The organism is Mesorhizobium sp. M4A.F.Ca.ET.050.02.1.1 (genome assembly GCF_003997725.1).
Taxonomy (GTDB): Bacteria; Pseudomonadota; Alphaproteobacteria; order Rhizobiales; family Rhizobiaceae; genus Mesorhizobium.
In genome coordinates this window covers 1-11,551 of the sequence record NZ_RZSG01000122.1, presented here as the reverse complement: position 1 = coordinate 11,551, position 11,551 = coordinate 1, and the positions used below count along the sequence as shown (strand labels likewise).

Here is an 11,551-nt window from a genome sequence, read left to right as displayed (position 1 = left end):
ATTTGAGGGTTTTCGGATTTTCCGGTGGCTTCGTCGGTGTCGATGTTTTTTTCGTAATCAGCGGTTTTCTGATCACGAAAATTGTTGCAGCCGATATCGACCGGGGGCGTTTCAGCCTAGCGCAGTTCTATCGGCGCCGCGCCCGCCGGCTGCTGCCGGCTCTGTTTGCGACACTGGCCCTGTCGTGCATTGCTGCGGCTCTTCTATTCGCTCCACCGCATTTGGAGAACTTCGCAGAGTCGCTTTTGGCCGCCACTCTCGGGGTTTCGAACGTCCTCTTCTGGCGAGAATCCGGCTACTTTGACCTGGCCGCGCGTATGAAGCCACTGCTACACACTTGGTCCCTGAGTGTTGAGTGGCAGTTCTATTGCGTGTGGCCGCTCCTGCTTTCAGGTTTGCTCGCCCTATTCCGACGTCGGATGGTTTGGCCAATCCTGGCGATCACGGTTTTGGGCTTCTGGCTCATCTTCGCATTCCAGGACGGCTCATTTTGGCTGCTTGCCGGAACGCGGACTGCCGAATGGCTTTCGGACGGCAGAGCGACCGTCTTTTACAATACGCCTTTCCGTGTCTTCGAATTTGCTTGTGGCGCGGCATTGGTCTGGCTTCCACAGCCGCGAGCCTTGGCTATCCACGAGTTCCTCGCCTTGCTTGGATTGGTGCTCATAGGCGGCGCCGTCTTCTTTCTAGATGACACGGCACACGCACCCGCCCTCAATGTGCTAGTGCCTACGGTCGGAGCTGCGATGGTGCTGTACGCGGATCGCTCACGACGTGTGGGGCTTGTTCTACGCAATGGCCCTGCAGCCTATATCGGGCGCATCAGCTATTCACTTTACCTGGTGCACTGGCCCCTGATCGTATTCTGTGAATATGGCCTTCTGCGGCCGCTGCTGCCGAGAGAGGCCGTTCTCGTCGGGTTCCTTTCTCTCGCCTTGGCAGTCATGATGTTTCACTTCGTTGAACAGCCGTATCGTGCTGGCCGCGGCTTCGTCGGACCCACAGGGCTTGCGTTGGCAGGTCTGCTTGCTTTCTCGCTGGTCAGCTACTCCATGTGGGGCGGTATGCCTTGGCGGTCGCCATCGGCTATCGCGGGAGGTGAACTGGCCGATCGCGCGACCCTGGAATCGATCAAGGGCTCTCGTGGCTGTGAGGATTTCTGCGAATTCGGAAATCTTCAAAGCCCAACGAAGATCCTCATTGTCGGAGACTCGCACGTTGACCACTACACCCGCGCCCTCGAAGAGCTTGGCGGAAAGGAATTTCACTTCCTGCTAGCGCAAGCCGGCAGCTGCCATTTCGGAGCGGATCTTCAGAGCCGGCCTAGAGGCGCGGTCACGCAACATTGTCGAGCCGCAACAGATCAAGCAGCCCGTTGGTTGAACGCCGGGGGGATCGCAGCCATCGTCCAAGCTCAGCGCTGGCCAGGATACCGCAACATTCTCGAAAAGAAGGCTGATGGAGCGCCTGTCGATATCCCTGATCTGGCAAAGCTGTTTCCGACAATGCTTGAAGACATCTCCAAGCTGTACGCCGGGTTTCGCGGACCGGTCATCTTGGTCGGACACGCTCCAAACACGAACCTGATCTGTGCTCTCAGGCCGAACTATTTCTCCCTTCCATGCCCAGTGTCCTCGCGGGTAGAGCACGGCGCATTCAAAGCGGCCTTCACGGCCTTCGCGCGGCACCATTCCCAGTTTCAATTCGTTGATCCGCTGGACGCGATCTGCCCCGCCGCGGAATGCCGAATGACAAACAGCGCGGGGCACAGCCTCTACGTCGACGATCACCACCTCTCCATCTTCGGCGCAATGCTTATTGTTCCGAAAATCATCGAGATGCTCCGAGATGATCTGACCGTCCCGGTCGATCGACCTTCGGCAGGCCGGATAATCGCCAAGCGACTCGCCTACGCGCCGGGGCCGCTTCGACGAGAGCGACAAAACAAATAAAGCGTCGCAACAGCCCAGGCGATGACGGTCCCCAAAAGCATGAAGTAGAGCGGATTAGCCCGGAGATCGACACCGATCGGCGGCGAAATCAACAGGACAATGGAAGCGGCAGCGAATAACCCGACGCCTCCGCCTATTCCAAAGGCAAAGCTCGAATATGCTTCCCTGCTTCGGCTGGGATTGGTCTTTGCGGCGAGCATGCTGCCTATGCCGATAGCCACGGGTATGAACAAACTCGGCGTCAGTAAGACATCATGCGAAGTCAGCATAACGCCTAAGAGGGCGACTCCGAGTGGCAGATCTTCAGCGTCACGAACGAACCAGAAGGCGGAGACGAGGAAGCCGAGTGGCACTAGCCAGCCGATATGGCCGAAAGCGATAGCAAAAAGGACAAACGTGTTGTGAGGAACAAAGACATGAGCCTCTTCCAGCCCACGACCAAAGAAACCGCCTGTCTGGTATGCAAGTAGGCCGCGTTCCAAGAACAGAGCTCGGGCCGAGATAGAATTCTTCTTACCTTCACCTCTCAGCCGTTCGCTGAGGGCCTGGATCCTGGCCGCGCCTGCTGCAGACGGAATCGCTTTGGGGGGAGTGGCGACATCTCCTGGCAAGCTTTCCTCGGGTAGAGCTGGGACGTTTCTAGATGGCGCCAATTGGGGCGGCTCGACCGAAAGCGGTCTCGCGTCATCTGTTTGGGGAGGATGTCCTATCGGAACCGCTGGCCGGGCAAGCGACGTGTCGACAGCTTCGCCTGCCACACTAAGGTCCGTGTTTACGGCCAACACTCCTGCGAAAGACTGGCTAATGGCAGCTCGAAAGTAGCGGTTAGTGGTCAGTGCGACGAAAGTTGCCGATAGCAGCACAAGAGCCACGGCGAGAGCCCGCGTCCAAGCAGCGGTGCCGATCCGCAATCTTCGGCCAGCTCTATAGTATTGCCAGATGCCAGCAGCACTTGGAAGGAAGACGGTGGCGACGGCGGCAAGAATAGTGGAGCGGGACAAGGTGATTGAAAGCGCCCCCCCAACCAGGACGAGAAAACCTGGGCGCCATTCCTTAGGTACGGCGCGATAGCTCGCCGCGCCGCCGAGCAAGAGTCCCGCAGCGGCCACATTCGGGTTGACTGCTAACCCCGCCGCGCGGCCAACTGTAGTGGTAAAGCCATGGGTGAAGAGCACATCCAAGAAGCAAACGATAGCATTGAGGGCCGTAACCGAAGCGGACAGCCGCAGCACAATCGGAGGCGCAAACGTAAGCATCAGAGTGAGTGCAGAGCCACCAAGAGCAAGAGTTGTCAAATAGCTCCTGTTGACGATCCCAAGAGGATGCAGAGCGATTGGCACGACCGCCACCACGGCGCCGATTGCCAGCGGCGAAATAGCTTTGCGCACGTCACGCCGCGTCACTACCACTGCGAAAGAGACGATGAGTACAACGCCATAGAGGGCGTACAAGGCCAACCTGAGATAGCCATCTCGCCCGGTGAACAAGGGCAGGGAGAAAGGCATGAACCAGGCCTGATATACAACGACTGTGAAAGCGCAGAAGCCGGCAGAAAGGTTCACCAGGTTCGTTTGCAGCGACGATGCTGGGCCTAGTGAGCGATCCACATCAGCAACCCCGCCGCTCATTCATTTCCCCGTGAGGTAGAGGGTTTCATAGGCGTCGGCCATAGCCTCAATCGAATAGCGCTGGCGCATTGTCCGTTGGCGAAACTCCTGGTCCGTTTTGCGCTCTGGCAGACGGTCTACTATTTCCAGCAAACCTCGAGCGAGATCAGTGGGAGCATGAGGTTGTACCAAAACACATCCTGGCAGGCCTGAGACTGCCTCCGGATTTCCGCCTACGTCTGTGACGACTACCGGGAGACCGGCCGCCAGTTTCTCCATCAAGGCATTGCAAAAGCCCTCCTCATGGGACGCGATCACGCCAACATCCATACCAGCGAGTAAACCAGGGATATCGCTCTGAACTCCGAGAGCTTGCACTTTGCGCCCGATGCCGAGGCTTTCAGCCTTCTGCGCCAGAGCCGATCCGATTCCCCGGTCCTGCCCGGCCATAAAGAGCTTGATGTTCGGGTGCACTTTGCTCGCAAGGGCAATCGCCTCGATTAGATCGTCATGACCTTTATACGGTATCAAATTGGCGACAATGATGATGCCCACGTCATCTGGGGCGAGACCAAGTCGAGCCCGGGTCCCATTGCGACGATCGCCGATATTGTCGAACCGGCTTAAATCGAGGGCGTTTGCGACAATTTTGATGCGGTTGATGCTGTAGTTGTCCCGCGCCGCCGTGTCTGCCGCGACAGCGAGAGAGTTCGCAACCACGAAATCGGAAAAACGGTTAGCGAACCGATCCATCCATTTTAGCCAAGGCCAGCGTTCCTGATGGCTGCCGAGGCCGCGTCGAGATGTGACGATAAGCGGTGCCAACGCTAACCGTCCGGCCAGGGCGCCGAGGAAATTTGTCAGCGGCAGAAAAGCATGGACCACGCCCGGTCGTGTCCAAGCCACCCGCCTGAAAACCCAAGTGGCCGCGGCCAGGAGGACCATCAACTCCTTCAAACCCGGCGACGTCTTTGAACCGGCGGCGAGGGAATTCGGTCGGTGGCGGCCATAGAAAATTGGTATGCCGGCTCGGGTCAGAGGTTCGGCCAGTACGTCGCCTACCGGCGTAAGCGCAAAAACCTCGACCCTCCATCCTCGGCATGCCAGTTCCTTGGCGAGCAGTACGAGTTGGCTCTCCGTGCCGCCAAGGTTTAGCGATCCGATCACAAAAAGTACGCCCTTACGGCGGCTCTTGGCGATGGCCGTCGAAGGAACGACAGCGGATGTCTTTGCTGGAGCATAATTCATCGAGACTCTATCGCCGCCGACTTCCGATTTAGCCGTCGCATGCCATAGGCATAGACCTCAAGCAAGCGCAAAGCACTCCCTAAGCTCCACGATTGGACGAACGACCGAAGGCAAAGATTTTCGGGGCAGAAACGAACGGTCGGCGCCGAAGCAGCCCGCTAGTTGCCAACAACACGCCGATGAGCAGCAGCATGACTGGCGGAAGCCACTTCAGCCGGTCGAAAATTGTCTCGTAAGAACGGGCACTCTGAAAGCCTTCTGGCGTTCCAAGCTGATGCCAAGGTTGACTGTAGGCTCCATGCAAAAGAGGCAGCATATCTTCGTAGTCCGAATAGTAGGAATCGACTATCGACGGATCCCTTTCTACAAGAGCCAGAGGATGGGGTACTAGGACGCCATAATCGGAATCGAGAACATTACCATCGACCTCGACGATCGTGTGCTGCTCCGCGCTATATATCGTCGCTGGAATGCCTTGTTCCGTAAGGATTGAATAGACAATCTTTGAGGCCTGGGAGCAAAAGCCGTAACCGCGATCTAAGGCCTTTCGGGGTGTCAAAAACTCGTAATTTTGAAAGCTGTCGTGGTATGCAGGAAGCCGACCGAGCAGCCAGATGACGTAGTTGTCGAAAACGCTGATCTTCGTATAGCGCGCGTCAGTGGCCGTCCAACGGTCCCCTTCCGTCCAGTAATGCACCACGCCACCCGCGACAGCCTTTGTCAGGCGCTCAAGATAGACCTGCTTGGGCTCATTCGCTTCGCGATAAAGGCCGTTCAAATCCTCTATCTTCTTCTCAAACCCAAGCGGTCCCTCAATAGCCTCCGCGGGGGGTGTCGGATAGGCCTGGACGAGGCCGAGGGGATAAGCAGCGACAAAGAGCAGAAACGCCGCCCCTAGCCCAGTCAGGCAGAGACCCAAGGACTGCCAGAACCGATCGGCGCCCAACTGACGGCTCCTACTTAGAATCGCCTTTTCCTCGCTGCTAGTAGTACAGAGATATCACAATTGCACGTTCGAAGCTGCCCTGAATGGTCCAGCTTGTGGATGGCTTTTGACGATCCGAGATCAGAAATTGTCAATTGGCGCCACATGCGACTTGTTTCCTTGTGGCGCCCATGCGCAATGAACGTCGAGAATGCGGGCGATACCTTGGCATTGAGCGGAACCCAGACCCTAGACAGCACGACCGACGCGCTTCGGCGCTTGTGGGCGCAGCTATCGAGGCGCCGGCGCCGCCAGTTTTTCGGTCTTCTGGTTCTAATGTTCTTCGGCGCTATCGCTGAGGCCGCGACGCTCGGTGCCCTCTTGCCGTTTCTGGCCAAGATCACCGATCCCGATTCAATAGGTCAGTCATGGATCGGACGCCAATTGCAGGGTTTCGGTTCGGCCAGTTCGAGCGACAGCCTTCTGCCCTTGCTGTCGCTATTTTCGGTAGTGGTAGTGATCGCTGGGGTGGTGCGGATCCTGCTCTCGCGAGCGACTCATGCTTTTGTCTTTTCGCTTGGGCACGAGATCGCCGTGAGAGTTTACAAGCGCGCACTTTACCAACCCTACAGCTATCACTTATCGAATAGCTCCAGCTCGGTGCTGGCGACACTCCGCCAAGTCCACATCATCAACATGAACGTTCTCCTCCCGATCCTCCAAGCGGTCGGGGGAGCGATCATCAGCGTGTTCGTCGTTGCGGCGATGTTCGCGTTGAGCTCATTCATCACATTTGCGATCTTTGCCGGATTGGGTGTGGCCTATCTCGCCATGTCGCTCTTCATTCGCAAACATCTCAAGACGAATGCCCGCACGATAGAGCGAATGCAGGCGGAAGACATTCGGTCCGTGCAAGAGGGCTTGGGTGGCATTCGCGATGTCATCATCAATGACACTCAGCCCTATTTCCTTTCCCGTTTCGAAGAACTCGACAGGCATTTACAGCGCGCTTACTCGGGGAACGCTCTCGCGGCCGCTACTCCTCGATTCGCGATCGAAGCCACTGGGATGGTGATCATCGCCGCACTTGCTTACTTCCTGATCACAAGGACAAACAACGCCGGGCAGGTACTGCCTATGCTGGGAACGTTTGCCCTTGGCGCGCAGCGTCTAGTGCCCCTGATGCAATTGATCTATGCAAACTGGGCGCTCGTGCTAGGCAATATCGCCGGCGTCGAAGCGGTTCTTAAGACGATCGAAGCGCCACTCCCAGCAGAAGCACAGGCACCTCCGCCGAGCCGCTTGCCATTCAATCAGGCAATTGTGCTGAAGGATTTATCGTTCTGCTACGCGCCCGATCAGCCGCCGGTTATCGAACGGTTCAATCTCACCATCGTGAAGGGCGCAAAGATCGGATTTGTAGGCAAGACAGGGAGCGGGAAGAGCACGACAGTCGATCTCGTGATGGGCCTACTCGAGCCGACAAGTGGAGTTATCGAGATCGACGGGAAGCCCCTTGATGGAGGCACTAGACGTGCCTGGCAGAGGCAGATTGCCCATGTCCCCCAGAGTATCTTCCTTTCGGACGCTTCGATCGCCGAGAATATAGCGTTTGGCATCGACCCCGCCGGTATCGATCTTGAACGTGTTCGCAACGCAGCGCAGCAGGCAGCTTTGGCGGGCTTCATCGAAAACTTGCCCAAGGGCTATGAAACCCGGGTCGGCGAACGCGGTGTGCGATTGTCCGGCGGCCAGCGCCAACGAATAGGCATAGCGCGGGCATTCTATAAACAGGCGAGTTTGCTCGTTTTTGACGAAGCAACAAGCGCGCTCGACAATGAGACCGAAGCAGCTGTCATGGAGGCAATCGGTGATTTGCCCGCTGATCTGACAGTCCTCATCATCGCGCATCGCCTCACGACGGTCGAAAATTGCGACGAGATCGTAACGATCGAAGACGGCCAGCCGCATATCGCCTAGTCTCCGTTCGGTCTTTGCCCAGGAAGGACAGGAGCTTGCCGGCCGCCGCCTGGCGGCGTTCAGCGGAGTAGGACTTGTCGATGAATGAAGCCCAATAGGCTCCGAATTCATATCGGTTCGACGCTGGCTTTTCTGCAGATGTCATCCTGCGGCCCATTGCCCGCCTTCGATGATTTCCATCATATGAGCAGTAACTTTCTGAATATCATAGCGCTGTTCGGCAATCGACCGACTGTTCCTGGCCATGCATCTGGCCTCATCTGGGTTGTCGATCAGACGGATCATGGCCTCGGCCAGGGAGGTCGTGGCACCGACCGGCACCAACAGGCCGTTTACCCCGGGGACGATCGGCGCGCGACAGCCTGGCGCATCCGTCGTTATCACCGGACGACCCATTGCCATTGCTTCCAGAACCGAGCGCGATGTGCCCTCGCGATAGGAGGGAAGCACGTAAATACGCGAGTCGGCGATCACCCGACGGACATCTTCGACACCCCTGTGATAGCGGATCGTTCCGTCCGCGACGGCTGCCTCAACCTCCGAGACCGGAAATCCCGCGGGATTTGGATCCGTATCACCGACCAGGTCGAAGCGAGCCTCCGGCCGGACCGCCTTCACCAGCTTCGCGGCACCCAGGTATTCGGCAAGGCCTTTGTCGCGAAGCAGGCGGGCGATCATAAGAAATCGCGGCTCCTCCGGCAGTGGCGCAACCCTGAAACGATCCAGGTCGACCCCTGAACCGTTGACGACACTGGCTGGGGTCCGCCCGAGGAGCCCCAGGCGACGGAAATCATCTCGATCGTCCTCGTTCTGGAACGTCACCGTCGTGGCGCCGCGCAGGCTTGCTGCATAAAGAAGTCGAGCCGCGGCGTTGATGACCCTCCAGCGCAGCGATTTATGGCGGTCCGTGAACGCATAGCCGAGGCCAGTGATAAGCGCGTGCCGACGCGGGACGCGTGCAATCAACGCTACGGGTATGCCATAAACGATTGGCTTGATTGCGCAGGTCAACACGACCTGAGGTCTGAGTTCCCGTATTTTTCTGTAGAGACGGAGCGCCAAAATCGCATCGCCGATCGGGCCGACTGCCGCGCGCGCCATCGGCAGATGATGAAAACGAATGCCGTTTCCGGTCAGCCATCGCACGGTCATCTCATCGAACGGCGCCGCGGCATGAACTTCGTATCCGGCCACACGCAGCGCAAGGAGAAAATGTCCTCGAGTGGTTGCAAGGGACTTTGGCTCGCTCACAATGACGACGATACGGTTCATGCGTTCAACATCTTAGGCTGATTGCAGCAGGCCAGCCGCCTCTTGTAAGGTCTCGGGTCCCGAAACCCAACCCTGCGGCATGTTATCCACAGTATCGGTCGGTCTGAGTTGTTGAGTGGTACAGGCATCGGCGGCGGACTTCTTCTTTTGAGTGGAGACTTCCGCCTTCGCAACGACGCATCGTTGAATTAACCCACCGCCTGCCATACAAGCGCCTCGAGTCATAAGCGACCTGAGGAAATCCACGGATGACCGAACGCATTGCTGTAATCGGCCTAGGCTATGTCGGCCTTCCAGTAGCCGTCGCGTTTGGAAAGATTTTCCCGGCAACGATCGCCTTCGATATCAGCGAGCGCCGAATCAACGAGCTGCGCGACGGCGTCGATCGTACGGGAGAGGTTGACGCCACGGAGCTCAAGGAATCGTCGATCGTATTTACGACCGACCGGAAGATGTTGAAAGGCGCTACTTTCTTCGTGGTTGCCGTGCCCACCCCTATCGACATCAATCGTGCCCCCGATCTTGCTCCTCTGAAGCTGGCATCCGAACTCGTCGGGGAAGTGGTGAGCAAAGGCGCGGTCGTCGTCTTCGAATCGACGGTCTATCCCGGCGTTACCGAAGATTTTTGTGGACCCATCATCGAGCAGATTTCCGGTCTGCGGCATCCTCACGACTTCGCGCTGGGCTATTCACCTGAACGAGCCAACCCCGGCGATCGCGAACACTCGCTGCGACGAATCGTCAAAGTCGTCTCTGGCGAGAATACCGAAGCGCTGGAGCGTGTGGCGGGCGTCTACAGCCGGATCATCGATGCCGGTGTCTACAGCGCCCCGTCGATCAAGGTGGCCGAGGCCGCGAAAGTAATTGAAAATACGCAGCGCGATCTCAACATCGCGCTGATGAATGAACTCGCAATGATCTTCGAGCGGCTTGATATTCGGACGCAGGACGTCCTTGATGCCGCGTCAACGAAATGGAACTTTCTTCCGTTCAAGCCGGGCTTCGTGGGTGGCCACTGCATAAGTGTCGACCCGTACTATCTGACCGCCAAGGCGGAGGCTGAGGGCTACCATCCGCAGATCATCCTCGCCGGCCGCCGCATCAATGACGGCATGGGAGCCTTCGTTGCTCAACAAGTGGTCAAACAGCTGATCCGTTCAGATATGCCCGTGAAGGGAGCTTCGGTCGGCATTCTCGGACTGACCTTCAAGGAGGATGTTCCGGATTTGCGCAACAGCCGTGTTTTCGACATGGTCAGGGAACTGAGGCAGTTCGGCATTGCCCCCAAGGTCCACGATCCTCTTGCCGATGCCGAAACCGCTCGACGCGAATATGGTGAAACAATCCTGCCACTCGACGAGATAAACGATTTGCAGGCGCTTGTTCTGGCGGTTCCTCACAAGCATTATCTATCGAGGGAGAAATCCCGTATTTTCCAAATGATCAGGCCAGGTGGAACGCTGTTCGACATCAAGTCGGCCATCAAGCCGAATGAAGTTCCTGGAGTGATAAAATACTGGAGCCTGTGAGCTCGGCCTGCAACCTAGGAGTACACATTGACATCGACCAGGCCGATTCTGATCACCGGCGCGGCTGGCTTCATAGGATTCCACCTCTGCCAGAGGCTTCTCGCTGATGGCCGGCAGGTTGTCGGCCTCGATTCCATGAATGAATATTACGACATCAACCTGAAGCGAGCCCGGCTCGCTCGCTTGAAAGAATTTCCGAATTTTCGTTTCGATCAAATCGACCTCACCGACCGAGATCGCATTTCTGCGCTTCTTCTCTCGGTCACTCCGGAGATCGTGGTCAATCTCGCAGCCCAAGCCGGCGTTCGCTATTCGCTTACCAATCCGCACGCCTATGCGGAAAGCAATCTCACCGGCTTCCTTAACATCCTGGAGGGATGCCGACGTGCCTCAGTCGGCCATCTGGTCTATGCGTCTTCCAGTTCGATCTATGGCGGCAGCACACGGATGCCGTTCTCCGTTCACGATCCAGCGGACCATCCGCTGAGCCTTTATGCCGCAAGCAAGAAGGCCAACGAACTGATGGCGCATACCTACAGCCATCTTTTCGGCCTGCCGACGACAGGATTGCGCTTCTTCACTGTCTATGGTCCCTGGGGACGGCCAGACATGGCCCTGTTCATCTTCACCAAGGCCATTCTCGCTGGCGAACCGATCGACGTCTTCAACTATGGCAACATGCAGCGAGATTTCACCTATATCGACGACATTGTCGAGGGCATTGACCGCGTGATGCAGCAGCCCGCAACAGCAAATCCGCAATGGAAAAGTTCGGCCCCCGACCCCGCGACAAGCAGCGCGCCTTTCAGGATCCATAATATCGGCGGGAATTCGCCCGTTCAGCTGAACCGGTTGATCGAGGTGCTGGAAGACGCACTCGGGCGGAAGGCGAACCGCAACCTCATGGCGCTCCAGCCGGGTGACGTCCCGGCAACTTTCGCAGATGTCAGCTCACTTGAAGAGGCGACCGGCTTCAAGCCGAAGATTCCGGTCGAAATCGGGGTTCCGCGTTTCGTGGAATGGTATCGGGAATTCTAT

General features: G+C 57.5%; 8 protein-coding genes. 4 read left to right on the top strand and 4 right to left on the bottom strand.

All coding sequences use genetic code 11. The annotated features are described in order from the left end of the window. On the top strand, positions 1-1,952 hold a 1,952-nt coding region (locus EOA33_RS11375; protein WP_190234255.1), incomplete at its 5' end, for an acyltransferase family protein. Here EOA33_RS11375 and EOA33_RS11370 read toward each other — a convergent pair. The 3 genes from EOA33_RS11370 to EOA33_RS11360 form a co-directional block, all read right to left on the bottom strand. Continuing rightward, on the bottom strand, positions 1,910-3,580 hold the full coding sequence (locus EOA33_RS11370) for an O-antigen ligase family protein (RefSeq protein WP_126058869.1): 1,671 nt from the start codon (positions 3,578-3,580) through the stop codon (positions 1,910-1,912). The genes EOA33_RS11375 and EOA33_RS11370 overlap by 43 nt on opposite strands. Beyond that, positions 3,581-4,807 carry a glycosyltransferase gene (locus EOA33_RS11365; protein ID WP_126058868.1) on the bottom strand — a complete coding sequence of 409 codons (1,227 nt, stop codon included), beginning with the start codon at positions 4,805-4,807 and terminating at the stop codon, positions 3,581-3,583. Between the two features lie 79 nt (positions 4,808-4,886). After that, positions 4,887-5,753, bottom strand: coding sequence for a hypothetical protein (locus EOA33_RS11360; RefSeq protein WP_127405658.1), 867 nt, complete (start codon positions 5,751-5,753; stop codon positions 4,887-4,889). Between the two features lie 177 nt (positions 5,754-5,930). Here EOA33_RS11360 and EOA33_RS11355 point away from each other — a divergent pair, with 177 nt between their 5' ends. Continuing rightward, the gene (locus EOA33_RS11355) at positions 5,931-7,712 is read left to right on the top strand and encodes an ABC transporter ATP-binding protein (RefSeq protein WP_245482305.1); all 1,782 of its coding nucleotides are present in this window, start codon (positions 5,931-5,933) and stop codon (positions 7,710-7,712) included. A 141-nt stretch (positions 7,713-7,853) separates the two neighbouring features. On the opposite strand, the gene EOA33_RS11350 is transcribed toward EOA33_RS11355, so the two are convergent. Continuing rightward, the gene (locus EOA33_RS11350; RefSeq protein WP_126058866.1) at positions 7,854-8,984 is read right to left on the bottom strand and encodes a glycosyltransferase family 4 protein; all 1,131 of its coding nucleotides are present in this window, start codon (positions 8,982-8,984) and stop codon (positions 7,854-7,856) included. A gap of 248 nt (positions 8,985-9,232) precedes the next feature. Here EOA33_RS11350 and EOA33_RS11345 point away from each other — a divergent pair, with 248 nt between their 5' ends. Beyond that, on the top strand, positions 9,233-10,513 hold the full coding sequence (locus tag EOA33_RS11345; protein ID WP_127405657.1) for a nucleotide sugar dehydrogenase: 1,281 nt from the start codon (positions 9,233-9,235) through the stop codon (positions 10,511-10,513). A 27-nt stretch (positions 10,514-10,540) separates the two neighbouring features. Next, positions 10,541-11,551: NAD-dependent epimerase (locus EOA33_RS11340; RefSeq protein ID WP_145989114.1), on the top strand; the 1,011-nt coding region annotated here is incomplete at its 3' end.

Coding starts and splice junctions, on each gene's coding strand:
- EOA33_RS11370 (WP_126058869.1), bottom strand. CDS start 3,580: ATGAGCGGCGGGGTTGCTGATGTGGATCGCTCACTAGGCCCAGCATCG.
- EOA33_RS11365 (WP_126058868.1), bottom strand. CDS start 4,807: ATGAATTATGCTCCAGCAAAGACATCCGCTGTCGTTCCTTCGACGGCC.
- EOA33_RS11355 (WP_245482305.1), top strand. CDS start 5,931: ATGAACGTCGAGAATGCGGGCGATACCTTGGCATTGAGCGGAACCCAG.
- EOA33_RS11350 (WP_126058866.1), bottom strand. CDS start 8,984: ATGAACCGTATCGTCGTCATTGTGAGCGAGCCAAAGTCCCTTGCAACC.
- EOA33_RS11345 (WP_127405657.1), top strand. CDS start 9,233: ATGACCGAACGCATTGCTGTAATCGGCCTAGGCTATGTCGGCCTTCCA.